The sequence below is a fragment of the Telluria sp. ZB2R32 genome (assembly GCF_059685715.1).
Genome location: NZ_JCASIG010000004.1, coordinates 421,778 through 437,200, shown reverse-complemented (window position 1 = coordinate 437,200; position 15,423 = coordinate 421,778). Strand labels below are relative to the sequence as shown.

The 15,423-nt window shown below is 63.2% G+C and carries 16 protein-coding genes; 8 read left to right on the top strand and 8 right to left on the bottom strand.

Features of this window, described 5'->3' with window-relative positions; translation table 11 throughout:
- Positions 1-80 precede the first annotated feature (80 nt).
- A complete protein-coding gene (locus AC56LG_RS14435; protein WP_497166762.1) occupies positions 81-1,526 on the top strand; it encodes a S41 family peptidase in 1,446 nt (481 codons plus the stop codon).
- Positions 1,527-1,621: 95 nt separating this feature from the next.
- Positions 1,622-2,743 (top strand): beta-ketoacyl-ACP synthase III, encoded by a 1,122-nt coding sequence (locus AC56LG_RS14430; protein WP_497166761.1) that lies wholly within the window; start codon positions 1,622-1,624, stop codon positions 2,741-2,743.
- Between the two features lie 103 nt (positions 2,744-2,846).
- On the opposite strand, the gene AC56LG_RS14425 is transcribed toward AC56LG_RS14430, so the two are convergent.
- From AC56LG_RS14425 to AC56LG_RS14400, 6 genes are all read right to left on the bottom strand, one after another.
- Positions 2,847-4,877 (bottom strand): NADPH-dependent 2,4-dienoyl-CoA reductase, encoded by a 2,031-nt coding sequence (locus AC56LG_RS14425; protein WP_497166760.1) that lies wholly within the window; start codon positions 4,875-4,877, stop codon positions 2,847-2,849.
- Positions 4,878-4,953: 76 nt separating this feature from the next.
- Positions 4,954-5,409, bottom strand: a complete 456-nt coding sequence (locus AC56LG_RS14420) for a hypothetical protein (protein WP_497166759.1) — start codon at positions 5,407-5,409, stop codon at positions 4,954-4,956.
- Positions 5,410-5,439: 30 nt separating this feature from the next.
- Complete coding sequence (locus AC56LG_RS14415) at positions 5,440-5,895, bottom strand: DUF2721 domain-containing protein (protein WP_192052485.1); 456 nt, start codon at positions 5,893-5,895, stop codon at positions 5,440-5,442.
- 103 nt (positions 5,896-5,998) lie between these two features.
- Entirely contained in the window at positions 5,999-6,955 is a 957-nt protein-coding gene (gene pip / locus AC56LG_RS14410) for a prolyl aminopeptidase (RefSeq protein ID WP_497166758.1), read from the bottom strand.
- A 51-nt stretch (positions 6,956-7,006) separates the two neighbouring features.
- On the bottom strand, positions 7,007-8,323 hold the full coding sequence (locus tag AC56LG_RS14405) for an amino acid deaminase (protein WP_497166757.1): 1,317 nt from the start codon (positions 8,321-8,323) through the stop codon (positions 7,007-7,009).
- 4 nt (positions 8,324-8,327) lie between these two features.
- A complete protein-coding gene (locus AC56LG_RS14400) occupies positions 8,328-8,756 on the bottom strand; it encodes a DUF2750 domain-containing protein (protein WP_497166756.1) in 429 nt (142 codons plus the stop codon).
- Between the two features lie 76 nt (positions 8,757-8,832).
- Here AC56LG_RS14400 and AC56LG_RS14395 point away from each other — a divergent pair, with 76 nt between their 5' ends.
- Positions 8,833-9,492: a nucleotidyltransferase domain-containing protein gene (locus AC56LG_RS14395; RefSeq protein ID WP_497166755.1), complete on the top strand. Its 660-nt coding sequence runs from the start codon at positions 8,833-8,835 to the stop codon at positions 9,490-9,492.
- Positions 9,440-9,853: a hypothetical protein gene (locus AC56LG_RS14390; RefSeq protein WP_497166754.1), complete on the top strand. Its 414-nt coding sequence runs from the start codon at positions 9,440-9,442 to the stop codon at positions 9,851-9,853. The genes AC56LG_RS14395 and AC56LG_RS14390 overlap by 53 nt, the downstream gene beginning before the upstream one ends.
- Positions 9,854-9,974: 121 nt before the next feature.
- Here AC56LG_RS14390 and phbB read toward each other — a convergent pair whose 3' ends face one another.
- Together phbB and AC56LG_RS14380 are read right to left on the bottom strand one after the other, a co-directional pair.
- Positions 9,975-10,715 carry an acetoacetyl-CoA reductase gene (gene phbB, locus AC56LG_RS14385; RefSeq protein WP_497166753.1) on the bottom strand — a complete coding sequence of 247 codons (741 nt, stop codon included), beginning with the start codon at positions 10,713-10,715 and terminating at the stop codon, positions 9,975-9,977.
- Positions 10,716-10,769: 54 nt separating this feature from the next.
- Positions 10,770-11,948 carry an acetyl-CoA C-acetyltransferase gene (locus AC56LG_RS14380; protein ID WP_497166752.1) on the bottom strand — a complete coding sequence of 393 codons (1,179 nt, stop codon included), beginning with the start codon at positions 11,946-11,948 and terminating at the stop codon, positions 10,770-10,772.
- A 342-nt stretch (positions 11,949-12,290) separates the two neighbouring features.
- On the opposite strand from AC56LG_RS14380, the gene minC reads away from it, so the two are divergent.
- The 4 genes from minC (at position 12,291) to AC56LG_RS14360 (ending at position 15,329) form a co-directional block, all read left to right on the top strand.
- Positions 12,291-13,079, top strand: coding sequence for a septum site-determining protein MinC (gene minC, locus AC56LG_RS14375; RefSeq protein ID WP_497166751.1), 789 nt, complete (start codon positions 12,291-12,293; stop codon positions 13,077-13,079).
- 59 nt (positions 13,080-13,138) lie between these two features.
- Positions 13,139-13,954 carry a septum site-determining protein MinD gene (gene minD / locus AC56LG_RS14370; RefSeq protein WP_192052477.1) on the top strand — a complete coding sequence of 272 codons (816 nt, stop codon included), beginning with the start codon at positions 13,139-13,141 and terminating at the stop codon, positions 13,952-13,954.
- Position 13,955: 1 nt separating this feature from the next.
- Complete coding sequence (minE, locus tag AC56LG_RS14365) at positions 13,956-14,207, top strand: cell division topological specificity factor MinE (RefSeq protein WP_192052476.1); 252 nt, start codon at positions 13,956-13,958, stop codon at positions 14,205-14,207.
- A 429-nt stretch (positions 14,208-14,636) separates the two neighbouring features.
- Complete coding sequence (locus AC56LG_RS14360) at positions 14,637-15,329, top strand: response regulator transcription factor (RefSeq protein ID WP_497166750.1); 693 nt, start codon at positions 14,637-14,639, stop codon at positions 15,327-15,329.
- Positions 15,330-15,423 lie beyond the last annotated feature (94 nt).

Below are 15,423 nucleotides of genomic sequence, written 5' to 3'. Positions count from 1 at the left end.
GGCGCGCTATCTCATGCGTTCATCATTGGCGTTCTCATTGGCGTTCACCTTTGCCTCACCACCGCCTCACCACCACAGCTATGGGTTCCACTCTCAAGAATTGCGCTTTGATCGTCGCCGGCGTCACCGCCGGCGTGGCGGTGACCATGCAGTTTTCCGCGCTTGCCTATAAACCGGTCGAGCCGAGCATGCCGCTCGACCAGTTGCAGCAACTGGCCAGGGCCGTGGAAGTGATCCGCTCCGATTACGTCGAGCCGGTCGCGGGCAGCAAACTGCTGACCGACGCCATCTCCGGCATGGTCGACGCGCTCGATCCGCATTCGGCCTACCTCGACCCGGCCGCCTTTCGCGAACTGCGCGAAGGCACCGAAGGTAAATTCGTCGGCCTCGGCATCGAGATCGGAGAGAGCGACGACGGTTACGTGGAAATCGTGTCGCCGATGGAAGATTCGCCGGCCGAACGCGCCGGCATCCAGGCGGGCGACCTGATTACCCGCATCGACGGCGCCGACGTGCGCGGCCTCGGGCTGGAAGAAGCGGTCAAGCGCATGCGCGGCACGCCCGGCACCCGCGTCACGCTGACGATTGCGCGCCTGAACACGGCGCAGCCATTGGTGCTGACCGTCGAACGCCAGGAAATCGTGCAGAAAAGCGTCAAGGCCAGCATTGTCGAGCCGGGTTACGGCTGGCTGCGCATCGCCCAGTTCCAGGAACCGACGGTCGACGACATGGCCATCAAACTGGCCGAACTGGCGAAGAAGGAGCCGCACCTGAAGGGTCTTGTGCTCGACCTGCGCAACGATCCGGGCGGGCTGCTGCAAGGCGCGATCGGCGTTGCCGCCGCCTTCCTGCCCGATGGCGCGGAAATCGTTTCCACCAATGGCCAGCTGGCCGAATCGTGCCAGCGTTTTTATGGCCGCCCCGAGCACTACATGCTCAGGAGCGGGCGCGATCCGCTCGCCGGCGTGCCCGCCGCCTACAAAACCCTGCCGCTGGTGGTGCTGGTCAATACCGGTTCCGCCTCGGCTTCGGAAATCGTCGCTGGCGCCCTGCAGGACCACAAGCGCGCGGCGATCGTCGGCACCCCGACCTTCGGCAAGGGTTCGGTGCAGACGATCCGCCCGATCGGGCGCGACGCCGCCGTGAAACTCACCACGGCGCGCTATTTCACGCCGAACGGGCGTTCGATCCAGGCGCGCGGCATCGTGCCCGATTTCGCGGTCGACGAAAACCGCGACAACGATGGCTTGAATGCGCTGCGCCTGCGCGAAGCGGACTTGCAGCACCACCTGTCGGGCGATGGGCTTGAAGAAAAAACGCGCCCGGACGATATCGAAGAGCAGATGGCTTTACTGGACGCCGCGCGCGACCGCAAGCCGCTGGCTTACGGCAGCGCCACCGATTTTCAATTGGCGCAGGCAGTAAAACACCTGAAAGGCGAGCCGATGCAGTTGTCGCAGCGGACATCGTCGGCAACGCTGGCGCGCCACCATGCGCCGGCAACCCCGCAGAAGCGCGGACAGTGATGGTCTACCCGACAATTCCCAGGCTCCGGCCGATTGTGTAGAATCGCCGTCATTCACACGGGAATCGCCCGTTATCTCCTTTGAAAGTCCCCACCATGAAACCTGTCGTCATCAGCGGCACCGGCCTGTTTACGCCCCCGTATTCCATCTCGAACGACGAGCTGGTGACGGCGTTCAATGCCTACGTCGAGCTGCACAACCGTGAAAACGCCGCCGCCATCGCCGCCGGCGACGTCACCGCGCTGGAACCGTCGAGCAGCGGCTTTATCGAAAAGGCGTCCGGCATCAAGTCGCGCTACGTGATGGAAAAGGAAGGCATCCTCGATCCGGCCCGCATGACTTCGCGCATCGCCGAACGCGGCGACGACGAACTGTCGCTGCAGGCGGAAATGTGCGTCGCCGCTGCGACCGAGGCGCTGACGCGTGCCGGCCGTGTCGCCGCCGACATCGACATGGTGCTGGTCGCCGCCTCCAATATGCAGCGCGCCTACCCAGCGATGGCGGTCGAAGTGCAGGAAGCGCTCGGCATCGAAGGTTTTGGATTCGACATGAACGTGGCCTGCTCGTCGGCCACCTTCGGCATCCAGACCGCAATGGCGGCGGTGCAGACCGGCCAGGCGCGCGCCGTGCTGGTGCTGAATCCGGAGATCACCAGCGGCCACCTGAACTTCCGCGACCGCGACAGCCATTTCATTTTCGGCGACGCCTGCACCGCGATCATCATCGAAGCGGCCGACACGGCGGTGAGCGCGCACCAGTTCGAGATCCTCGACTCGAAACTGAAGACCAAGTTTTCGAACAACATCCGCAACAACTTCGGCTTCATGAACCGTTTCGACGAAGCCGGCGCCGGCAAGGCCGACAAACTGTTCCGCCAGCAAGGCCGCAAGGTGTTCAAGGAAGTGTGCCCGATGGCGGCCGAGATGATCCGCACCACGGTGGAAAACGCCGGCCTGCAGATCCCGCAAGTGTCGCGCTACTGGCTGCACCAGGCCAACCTGAACATGAACCTGCTGATCGCGCGCACCCTGCTCGGTCGCGACGCCGAACCGGACGAGGCGCCGGTGATTCTCGATACCTACGCGAACACTTCGTCGGCCGGGTCGATCATTGCGTTCCACAAGTACCAGGACGATTTGCCGGCCGGTGCGAACGGCGTCATTTGCTCGTTCGGGGCGGGGTATTCGATCGGGTGCGTGGTCGTGCGCAAGAAGTAAGTGTCGATTATTTAAACGTTGTAACGCGTGGACTCAGGAGTCCACCCTACATATACCTCGGTTCGTAGGGTGGAGTCCCGACTCCACGCGGTACGGCATATGATCAGAGGCGCGCCGCCAGCTCCGCCCCCTCCCGAATCGCCCGCTTCGCATCCAGCTCCGCCGCCAGCACCGCCCCGCCGATCTTGTGAAACGCCGTCCGCGGCGCCGCCTCTCCACCCGTCAACTCATCCAGGCTCTCCTGCCCCGCGCAGATGACCACGTTGTCGACGTCCAGCACGCGCGCCTCGCCGCCGACCGTGATGTGCAGTCCCGCGTCGTCGATGCGCTCGTACTGGACCCCGGCCAGCATCTGCACGCCGCCGCGCGCCAGCGCCGCCCGGTGCACCCAGCCCGAGGTTTTACCGAGTCCGGCGCCCGGACGCGTGCTTTTGCGCTGCAGCAGGTACAGCTGGCGGTAGGGATGCGGCGCCACCGGTTTCACCAGTCCCCCTTCCACCGCCGCGTTCAGGTCGACACCCCACTCCCCGGTCCAGGTCGCGATCGGCTGCGGCAGCGGGTGGGCCGGGTCATGCAATAAAAATTCGCCGGTATCGAAGCCGATGCCGCCGGCGCCGATGATCGCCACGCGTTTGCCGACCGGCGCCTTGTCGCGCAAGACCTGCAAATACGACAGCACCTTCGGATGGTCGATGCCGGGAATTGCCGGCAGGCGCATGCGCACGCCGGTGGCGACGATGACGTCGTCGAAGCCGGCGGCCAGCAGTTCGGCGCGCGTCACGCGGCGGTTCAATTGCACGTCGACCCCGGTGGATGCCAGCTTGCGCGCGAAATAACGCACCGTCTCCCTGAACTCTTCCTTGCCCGGGACCTGCATGGCGACGTTGAACTGGCCGCCGACCTGATTCGCCGCTTCGAACAGCGTCACCGCGTGGCCGCGCTCGGCGGCCACCGTCGCCGCCGACAGCCCGGCCGGCCCGGCGCCGACCACCGCGATCCGGCGCGGTTTATTCGTCTTCGTGTAGACCAGCTCCGTCTCGTGGCAGGCGCGCGGGTTGACCAGGCAGCTGGCGCGTTTATTCGAGAAGGTGTGGTCGAGGCAAGCCTGGTTGCAGCCGATACAGGTGTTGATCTCGTCGGCGCGCCCGGAAGCGGCTTTCACCACAAAGGCGGCGTCTGCCAGGAAGGGGCGCGCCATGGAGACCATGTCGGCGTCGCCGCGCGCCAGCACCTGTTCGGCTTCGTGCGGCATGTTGATGCGGTTCGAGGCGACCACCGGAATGGTCACTTCGCGGCGCAGGCGCCCGGCCACACTCGTAAAGGCCGCGCGCGGCACCGAGGTGACGATGGTCGGCACGCGCGCCTCGTGCCAGCCGTAGCCGGTATTCAGGATGGTGACACCGGCCGCCTCCAATGCGCGCGCCACGCTCGCCACTTCGTCCCAGGTGTTGCCGCCTTCGACCAGGTCGAGCACCGAATGGCGGTACATCAGGATGAAGTCGGGACCGACCGCCTGCCGGATGCGGCGTACGACCTCGACGGCCAGGCGCATGCGGTTTTCGATCGGGCCGCCCCAGCGATCCGTGCGCTTGTTGACGCGCGCGCATAAAAACTGGTTCAGCAAGTAACCCTCGCTGCCCATCACTTCGACGCCGTCATAGCCGGCCAGTTGCGCCAGCCTGGCGCAGCGTACGTAAGCGCGGATGGTCGACTCGATGCCGCCTTCGCTCAGTTCTTTCGGCTTGAAAGGAGAAATCGGCGACTTCAGCGGCGAGGCCGAGACGACGAAGGGTTGATAACCGTAGCGGCCCGCGTGCAGGATCTGCAGCAGGATCTTGCCGCCCTCTTCATGCACGGCGCGCGTGACGCGGCGGTGATTCGGCACGTCGCCGATCATGTTCAGAGTGCCGCCCAGCGGCAACAGCCAGCCTTGCCGGTTCGGAGAAATGCCGCCGGTGACGATCAATCCCACCCCGCCGGCGGCGCGCTCGCGATAAAAGGCAGCCAGCTTGCCGTAGTTATAAAACCGGTCTTCGAGGCCAGTGTGCATCGAGCCCATGATCACGCGGTTCTTCAGCGTCGTGAAGCCGAGGTCGAGCGGCGCGAGCAGATGGGGGTAGGCGGTGTTTGTCATTCCGGCATTATCATGGAATCACGCCGGAAATCAGTCGAGCGCTGGTTCTAAACGTACTGGCGCCCGTCATACAAGGTCACACCAGATGGCTCTCCGGCGCGCGCAACTCGGCGAACTGTTCGATGCTGCCAATCTTGACGGTCACCGGATTCAGGCTGGCATTCGGCGACAGCGAACGCCAGGCAAATTTCCACTCGCGTTCCTGCGCCTCGGCGCCGGTCTTGGTAAACGCCGCGCCCAGCGGCGAGCGGCTACCGTATTCGACGGCGCCGTCGATGCCGGCCCAGTTCGGCAGCGCGCGCTGGACCGCGCGGTGCAGGCGTTCGCCGAATTCCTCGCTGTTGTGGATGACGAGGCAGCAGTCGGCCGGTCCCAGCACCTCGAACAGGCGTTTACTCCAGGCCTGGGAGAACGACACGGTGAGAAATCCACCGGCCGGCTGCAGCCGGAACAGGCCTTCCTTGAGCGCCTGTTCGAGCTCGTCGCGCATGCCGTAGCGGTGCAGGGTGGGTGGGCGCTGGTAGTCGTGCATGTGGTACTCGATTCGATGTGGAATGGTAAATTAAGTGCGGCGCGCGCCCGGCACCAGGTGGGCGTCGTGGCGCATGCGCATGAAGCGCGAGGAGATAAAAATCTCGCGCAGGAAAAAGACGAAGCTGGAGATCAGGCCACCCATCGCCAGCACGAAGGAAGCGGCGATGTACTGGTCGAGCTTGATGTTGGCGCTATCTCCCAGGAACAGCATCGCAATCACCAGGCAGACCAGGAAGCCGCAGGCGGTGCTCGAGGTGATCGCGTAGTTGATCAGGTGCGAGCGCACGTACAGCGTCTCGAGTTCTTCGGTGTAGTCGTCGTTCGGGCCGATCTGCAGGCGGTCTTCCAGCACCCGGGTGCGGTCGATGATGCGCGCCAGCCGGTTGGTGAGCACGGTCAGCTTGGTGGCCACGCCCGTCAGCAGGAACACGGGGGCGATCGCCAGCTGGATCATGTGGCCGATGTCGCTAATCTGGATATTCATGGAAACACGTGCATTGGCGTTTTTTGAGGCGTTGTCGGTGACGTTGTCTGTCCGTCAGGCGTAGTGTAGCAGCCGCGTCGCGGCATATCGGAAGCGCCCTGGCTCAATCGAAGCGTCCGTAGCGCTTGAACTGTTCGGTCGCGCCGACCAGCGCGCGCGCGATGCCGAGCTCGAGCGCGCCGTGGCCGGCATCGGGGATCATGCGCATGGCCGCACCGGGCCAGGCCGCGTGCAGGCGGTGCGCCGCCAGCGGCGGACAAATCACGTCGTAGCGCCCCTGCACGATCACGGCCGGCAGGTGGGCGATGCGACCGATGTCGCGGATGAGCTGGTCTTCTTCGATGAAAGCGCCGTTCGCCATGTAGTGCGCTTCCAGGCGGCCGACACCGAGGTCGAGCGTGTCGGAGGGCTGCTCTTCTTCCTGCGGCAGCAGGAACACCCTTCTACCCTCGAAGCGGCTCCAGGCGCGCGCCGCCGGCCAGTACAGCTGGGGGTCGTCGCACAGCAGGCGGCGCGCATACGCGCCCAGCAGATCGGCCCGTTCCTCGGGCGGGATCGGGGCGATGAATTCGGCATACAGCTCCGGATAAAACCATTGCACGCCATGCAGGAACCACTCGACCTCGGCCTTCGTGCAGAGGAAAATCCCGCGCAAAATAAAACCGAGGCAGCGTTCGGGATGGGCCTGGCCATAGGCCAGCGCCAGGGTCGAGCCCCAGGAGCCGCCGAACACCAGCCAGCGCTGGATGCCGAACATCACGCGCAAGCGTTCGATGTCCTCGATCAGCAAATCGGTCGTGTTATTTTTCCATTCGCCCAGCGGCGTCGATTTACCGGCGCCGCGCTGGTCGAACAGAATCACGCGGTAGGCGTGCGGATCGAAAAAGCGCCGGTGCTGGGGCGACAGGCCGGCGCCCGGACCGCCATGCAGGAACAGCACCGGGATGCCGTTCGGGTTGCCGACCTCTTCCCAATAAATCGTGTGCAGCGCATCGACCGCCAGCATGCCGTGGCGGGTCGGTTGGATCGGGGGAAACAGCGACGGCGGGGTGGCGGGCATGGCATCTTTCTTGAAGTTCAGGCAAGGATTGTAGCCTACCCGGCCGCCGCTTTAGAAGAAGGTGTTGTAGGCGCCGCGCACGTGATAATCGTCGTCGACGCCTAGCAGCAGCGGCCACTTGTCGAAGGTGGTGCACGGGTGCGAAATGCCGCAGCCGACCAGGTCGCCCACGGCCAGTTCGGTGCACAGCGGGTGGCCGTCAGGCAGGCGCAGGTAGGCGTGCTGGTCGTTCAGTTTGTCGATGCGGCAGCCGGCGGGTAGCGCGTGCGGTGTGCCCGGTCCGGGACGGTGGTACAGCAGCGGCGCCGGCAGGTCGGCGTCATAGGAGGCGTCGCGCTTGCCCATGGTGAGGATGGCCAGCGTCGGTTCCGGGCGCGACTGTACCATCGACCATACTTCCAGGGCCGGCCGCAAGCCGTCATGCTCGGATTCACGCGCGTTCAGTTCGCCGATCATGCGTTCATAGGTGCCATGGTCGCTGGTCAGATAGCAGCCGCTGCGCAGCACGGTACGCACGGGCCGCGACAGGCCAGGCACGGCCTTGAAACCACGCGCTACCAGGTCGAAGTATGCCGAGCCGCCGGCCGACAGCAGGATCTCGGTGGCGACGAACAAGCCTTCGTCGTCGGCGCTGCGCACCAGTGCCACCAGTTGCGCGAGAAAGGCATCGACGTGCGCCAGGTCGGCGCCGCGGTCGTCGCTGACCAACAGCCCCTCATAGCCCTCGAAGCCGGCCAGTTGCAAGCCGGGCGCGCCGGCGACCGCACGCGCCACCGTCAGTGCCGCTTCCGGCGTACGGCAGCCGGCCCGTTTGCCCATTAAACCCAGTTCGACCAGCACCGGCAGCGGCCGCGCCAGCGGGTGCAACGCCACTGCCTCGGCCAGGCGCGCCACGCCGGCCAGCGAATCGGCCAGCACGATGCATTCGAAGTCCGGGTCGCCGCGCAGCAGCGCCAGCAGGCTGCGGATGTCGCTCGGCGCCACTAACTGGTTCGCCAGCAGCACACGGCGCACGCCGAAGCGGTGCGCGACCCGGAGCTGCGTGACGTTCGCCAGCGTGATGCCCCAGGCGCCGTTGGCCAGCTGGGCGCCGAACAGTTGCGGACTCATCGTCGTCTTGCCGTGCGGCGCCAGCGTGACCCCATAGCGCTCGCAAAAACGCCGCATCCAGTCGAGGTTATGGCGCAGCGCGGACGTTTTCAGAAGCGCCACCGGAAAGCTGGTATCGGCGTGCAATACATTCCAGCCCTGCACGCCGAGCGCGCCCTGGCGCAGCGGTTCCGTGATCGGCAAGCCTTTCATGCCAGGCTGCAGCAGCTGTTCGTCGAGGGCGCCCAGCGCCAGGCCATCGTAGGGGAGCGTGTGCATGGTTTTATTCGGCGCCATGGCCCGGCAAGCCGGCGCGCTGGCGCAGGCGCAATTCCAGGTCCTTGCGCAACTGGGCGTGCGAGGGAGTGAGCCCGTATTCGTCGGGCGTATAGGTAATGCCGGGCAGGATGCCGTCGGCTTCGAGCTGGGGCAGCAATTCTTCCAGCAATTCCTGCAAGCCAAATTCCTGCGGGATGTAGCCGGTCCATTCGAGCACGGCGCACTGCTGGGCCAGCACATCGGTCGGCCAGAGTGGAAACACGAGCGCGCCATCGTCGGTCTTGCCGATCGCCCAGCCATCGTTGACCAGGCCCCAGACCCGGCCGGTATCGGCCACGCGCCGAATAAAATGGTCGTAGCGCAGGGCTTTCGGTAAGGCGAGGACGTCGGCCTGTACGTCGAGCTGAGAATCGGGCGGGGAATCGGTAGTCATGGCATGCATCCAGGTGGTCTCTGCACACAGGATACAAAAACCGGCGCAAACTAGCCGCGCTCTTGGGGAAACCTCGTTGACCACCCCCATTTTAGGTATTATCATTCCCAAAATGAGTATGATTGGCAACTTTCTCTTTACCTCTACACAACAGCGCTTGCTGGGAATGCTTTTCGGCCAGACCGAGCGGTCTTTTTACGCCAACGAGCTAATTGCCCGTGCCGGCGTAGGTACCGGAGCGGTACAGCGGGAACTCCTTCGCATGGAAACGGCCGGGCTGGTTACCACGCGACGTATCGGTAACCAAAAGCACTATCAGGCAAATCCACTTTGTCCGATTTTTGCGGAATTGCGCGCGATTGTCCGCAAAACCCTGGGCGCCGCCGACCTCCTGCGGTCCGTCCTCGCTCCCGTATGGGACGACATCGACGTCGCATTCGTGTACGGCTCGGTAGCCGAAGGGACCGAACATGCTGACAGTGACGTCGACCTGCTCGTGATCAGCCCTGCATTGTCGAATGCGGCACTATTGCGTGCGTTGGAGCCGGCCCGGGTGGAACTTGGCCGCAGTGTCAACCCGACGCTGTACATGCCGGAGGAATTCTTCCAACGCGTGCGCGAGCGCCGCTCCTTTATACTGCGTGTACTCGCCAAGCCCAAATTGTTCATCAAGGGGGCGGAACATGACCTCGTCCAAACTGAAAAATTTGTCGATGATCGGCCAACTCAAGCCTGAAGCGCCTGATGTTAATGAGCGCGCTGGCCTGTTGCGTTCTGCAATCGAGCGCTTGCAGGATGCGCGTATCCCCAGCCTTTCGCTTGTCAGTCGTTTTGACCTTGCCTATAACGCTGCGCATGCAGCCGCATTGGCGGCGCTTCGCGCACATGGTTATCGCAGCGAAAACCGTTTTATCGTTTTCCAGTGCCTGGAACATACGGTTGGATTTACGGCCGAACAGTGGCGCCTGCTCGACCAGGCCCACAGAAAACGCAATCTTGCCGAGTACGAGGGCGATCTTGATGTCACTTCAGGATTTGTGGACGAGTTGATCGAGCAAATTGCGCTACTCATCGGCGCTGTCGAGAAGCTTCCATGACCGGTCAAACACTGCACTGTTTTGGTCAGGTAACGCAGATCCTGCCATTCATTTGATATGAAAAAAAGCACCGCTCGGCTTGTTCGCCGACACGGTGCTTCTGTTTCAGTGCGCAAGCCGCTTACGACATGTGCTGACCGCCATTGATGGCGATGTTCGCGCCGGTGACGAATGCCGCTTCGTCCGACGACAGGTACGCGACCAGGCCGGCGACTTCGTCAGGTTTACCCAGGCGGCCCATCGGGATTTGCGGGATGATCTTGCTTTCCAGGACTTCGCTTGGGATTTCCATCACCATCTTGGTGCCGATATAGCCCGGCGAGATGGTGTTGACGGTCACACCCTTGCGTGCCACTTCCAGTGCCAGCGCCTTGGTAAAACCGTGCATGCCGGCTTTGGCCGCCGAATAGTTGGTCTGGCCGAAGGCGCCCTTCTGGCCGTTGACCGACGAGATGTTGATGATCCGGCCCCAGCCGCGTTCGACCATGCCGTCGCAGACCGGCTTGGTCATGTTGAACACGGAATCGAGGTTGGTCTTGATGACCGCATCCCAGTTCACCTTGTCCATCTTTTTAAACGTCATGTCGCGTGTGATGCCGGCGTTATTCACCAGCACATCGATCGGGCCGACTTCCTGCTCGACCTGTTTGACGCAGGCTGCGGCCGAATCGTAGTCGGCCACGTCGCACGGATACGCCTTGAAATTGAAACCCTGGTCGCGCATCGCGGCCAGCCAGCCCTCGGCCTTGGTGTTGCCCGGCGAGTGGGTGGTGACCACCGTATAGCCGAGTGCCGCCAGCTTCATGCACACGGCCTCGCCGAGGCCGCCCATACCGCCCGTTACCAATGCTACTCGTGCCATTTGTCTTCTCCTGTTTTATTTATCCGTTCTGAACCCGGGGAACTACGCTTGTTTTCAGTCGCGCTCGACCGCCAGCGCCACGCCCATCCCGCCGCCGATGCACAGGCTGGCCAGACCGCGCTTGGCATCGCGCCGGATCATTTCGTGCAGCAAGGTCACCAGCACGCGTGCGCCGGACGCGCCGATCGGGTGGCCCAGCGCAATGGCGCCGCCGTTGACGTTGATCTTCGACGTATCCCAGCCCATTTCCTTGTTGACCGCCACGGCTTGCGCGGCGAAGGCTTCGTTGATTTCCATCAGGTCGACCTGGTCGTGGGTCCAGCCGGCCTTTTGCAGGCACAGGCGCGAGGCCGAGACCGGTCCCATGCCCATGATGGTCGGATCGAGGCCCGACGACGAATACGCCTTGATGCGCGCCAGTGGCGTCAGGCCGAGCTCGCGCGCCTTGGAAGCGCTCATCATGATCACGGCGGCGGCGCCGTCGTTCAGGCCGGAAGCGTTGCCCGCGGTGACAGTGCCTTCCTTGTTAAAGGCCGGACGCAGGCTGGCCAGCGCCTCGATGGTGCTGCCCGCTTTCGGATACTCGTCGGTATCGAACACGACGCTGCCCTTTTTCGACGGGATCTCGATCGGGATGATCTCGTCCTTGAATTTCCCGGCAGCCTGGGCCGCCTCGGCCTTCAGTTGCGAATTGAGTGCGAACTCGTCCTGCTCGGCGCGCGAGATGTCGTACTTGCGGGCGACGTTTTCGGCGGTGACGCCCATGTGGTACTGGTTGTAGACATCCCACAGGCCGTCGACGATCATGGTGTCGACCAGCTTGGCGTCGCCCATGCGGAAACCGTCGCGCGAGCCGTTGAGCACATGCGGCGAGGCGCTCATGTTTTCCTGGCCGCCGGCGATGACGATATTCGCGTCGCCGCAGCGGATCGCCTGGGTCGCCAGGTGGGTGGCTTTCAGGCCGCTGCCGCAGACTTTGTTGATGGTGTAGGCGGGCACCATGTCGGGCAGGCCGGCCTTGATGACGGCCTGGCGCGCCGGGTTCTGGCCGGCGCCGGCAGTGAGCACCTGGCCCATGATGACTTCGCTGACGGTGGCCGGGTCGATGCCGGTTTTCGCCAGCAGCTGGCGGATGACCTGCGCGCCGAGCTCGGCCGCTGGGATCTTGGCGAGCGAGCCGCCGAATTTGCCGACCGCGGTACGGCCCGCGGCTACGATGACGACGTCTTCCATTATTGTCTCCGGTATCTGGCTTGGCCAGGATTGAAGGGGGCAGCGATAGCGATGGCATGTACACCCAGATGCAGTGCAGGGCTGCCGATTCGGCCTGGCGGAAACCTCGAATGGTAGGTTTCACGCCTGCGTTTTCATTTGAGCGAAGTCAATCTTATCAGCTTATCCACGGAAAACAACCAGTAATGCCGCCGGGTTGATAAGGGGTTTCCACAGGGTGATTTCCGGCAAAATATTGAACGCTTCTGCAGTCTCCATTGCCCTATGGAATGATAGGGAAATGCTGCCCTTTTCAGCACATTTCACAGTAGAATGCACGGGCTAATCCAACCTGATCCGTTTATGTCGAAAAGCCCGTCCAGCCTGCCCATCGAAATCAAGATTTCCACGGTCGTCGCCATCTCGGCGATCCTGCACTCGGTCGATCCGATTGCGATCGATGCGGCCCTCAAGCAGATGACCGGCGGCGTCCCGGACTTCTTCGAGGATGAATTCGCGGTGATCGACGTCGGCGCGCTCGCCGCCGACAACCCGTATATCGACTGGCGCGCGCTGGTCGACCTGCTGAAAAAATACCGCCTGAACGCGGTCGCCGTGCGCGGCGCGACGCCGGCCATGTTCGAGGCCATCAAGGCGCGCGGCCTGGCGCTCGACGAAGGGCAAGCCGGCGCCGAGCGTGCGCGCGAGGACGTGGCCGCGGCCACCGCGGCGGCGAACGTGCCCGCCCCGGCGCCGCAGCCCGCACCGGCACCGGCACCGGCGCCACCCCAGCCGCCGCAGACGGTCGCCCTGCCGGCGATGTTCGTCGATACCCCGGTGCGCGCCGGCCAGCGCGTGTATGCGCGCGGCTGCGACCTGATCATCACGGCGGTGGTGAACAACGGCGCCGAGATCATTGCCGACGGCAGCATCCACGTGTACGCGCCGATGCACGGGCGCGCGCTGGCGGGCGCTTCGGGCAATGCCGATTCGCGCATCTTCGGTTTGGCGCTGCAACCGGAACTGGTGTCGATCGCAGGCGTGTACCGTACCTTCGACGACGGCTTTCCGGCCGAGCTGGCACGCCAGCCGGCACAAATTCGCCTGGTCGGCGACCGGATCGATATATCATCCATGACTTCGCATCGCTGACTCCGGCTTCGTCGCGCGCATCAGCACGCTACTGACCAGATACTGTAAAGGACACTTTTGTGGCAAGAATTATTGTTGTGACGTCCGGCAAGGGCGGCGTGGGCAAAACCACCTCCAGTGCGAGCTTCTCCACCGGCCTGGCCCTGCGCGGCCACAAGACCGCGGTGCTGGACTTCGACGTCGGCCTGCGTAACCTCGACCTGATCATGGGCTGCGAACGCCGCGTGGTGTACGACCTGGTCAACGTGATCAATGGCGAAGCGACGCTGAACCAGGCCCTGATCAAGGACAAGCACTGCGACAACCTGTTCATCCTGCCGGCTTCGCAAACGCGCGACAAGGATGCGCTGTCGGAAGACGGCGTCGAGCGCGTGTTGAACGAACTGGTCAAGATGGATTTCGAGTTCATCATCTGCGATTCGCCGGCCGGCATCGAGCACGGCGCGCTGATGGCGCTGACCTTCGCCGACGAGGCGCTGATCGTGACCAATCCGGAAGTGTCGTCGGTGCGCGATTCGGACCGCATCCTCGGCATCATCCAGGCCAAGTCGCGCCGCGCCCAGACCGGCGGCGAGCCGGTCAAGGAACATCTGCTGATCACCCGCTATTCGCCCAAGCGCGTCGAAAACGACGAGATGCTGTCCTACCAGGACGTGCAGGAAATCCTGCGCATCCCGCTGATCGGCATCATTCCGGAATCGGAATCGGTGCTGCACGCATCGAACCAGGGCAATCCGGCGATCCATTTCAAGGGCACCGACGTGGCCGAGGCGTATGAGGACGTGGTCGCCCGCTTCCTGGGCGAAGAACGCCCGCTGCGCTTCACCAACTACGAAAAGCCGGGCCTGCTGCAGCGCATCTTTGGGGCAAAATGACATGGCCTTGCTCTCATTCCTGTTCCCCGAAAAGAAGAAGAGCGCGACCGCGGCCAAGGAACGGCTGCAGATCATCATCGCCCGCGAGCGCACCAACCGCGCCGGTCCCGACTTCCTGCCGGCCCTGCACCGCGAACTGATCGAAGTAATTTCGAAATACACCAAGGTCAACGCCGACGACATCAAGATTTCGCTCGACCGCCAGGGCAACCTGGAAGTGCTCGACGTCAACGTGGTGCTGCCCGACGCCTGAGGCTGTCCAGCCCCTGCTCCACACCAAGGCGCCCCGATCCGGGCGCCTTTTTATTTTGCGCAGTGCTTTTATTGACCTTCCCAGCATCGCCTACCCTGTTCGCTTAGATGTAGGACAGCACGCCAGCTCGACATCACGTATTCTGTGAAATGTACCCGTAAGTTAGTAAACTCCTGCAACACTGTTGTTTTTTGTCTATTAATGTTGCTTTTATGCGGCAATTGTTCAAGCTGGGAACACCCCTGCAAAACTGTCGGAATTGAGCGCGCATAGAGTGAGAATGGCTGAGAAAACGGCATGACCATTCTACGATTGTCTTCTTTCGATAAAAAATCAAAATTTGCAATCAGCATTATTTTGTCAAAGTCTGCTATAGTCGGTTTAACGTTGTAGGACTCATCCTACGAATTTGACAGATAATGAGCCGCCATGAGAATAGCCGTCCTTGATAATGACCGTAGTCAGGCAGACCTGGTGTGCCAGGTGCTCAGTGCCGCTGGCCATAGCTGCCAGTTCTTCGACAGCGGCAAGGATATGCTGGCGCAGATGCGCAAGGACAGCACCGATCTCCTGATCATGGACTGGCCCACCGGCGACATGGAGGCGGCCGACATCCTGCGCCGCGCCAAGGAAAAGATGGCGCCCGAGGCGCCGGCCATGTTCCTGGTCAGCGGTAATGCCGAGGACGATATCGTGGCCGGCATGGCCGCCGGCGCCGACGATTACCTGGTCAAACCGCTGCGCCGCGGCGAACTGGTAGCGCGCGTCTCGGCCCTGCTGCGCCGCGCCTACCCTTCGCAGACCGGTACTGAACAGCTGCAATTCGGCTCCTACGTATTCGAAACGCGTCCGGGACGCCTGCTCAAGGATGGCAGCGTCATCGACGTCACCCAGAAAGAGTTTTATCTGGCTCTGCTGTTCTTCCGCAATATCGGGCGCCCGCTGTCGCGCGCCTATATCCACGAAGCCGTCTGGGTGCGCGAAACGGCCGTGCCCTCGCGCACCATGGACACCCACGTCTCGCGCGTGCGCAACAAGCTCAGCCTGCGCCCCGAAAACGGTTTTAGACTCGTGCCGGTGTACAGCTACGGCTACCGCCTGGAAAAGCTCGGCGCCGCCTGATGATGCCTCGGGGCCGCCCGCTAGCCCACGAACGTCGCTTGATAATGATTGCGCAAGCTTCCCATGGACACAGGGTGCCCACGCCACGCCCTGC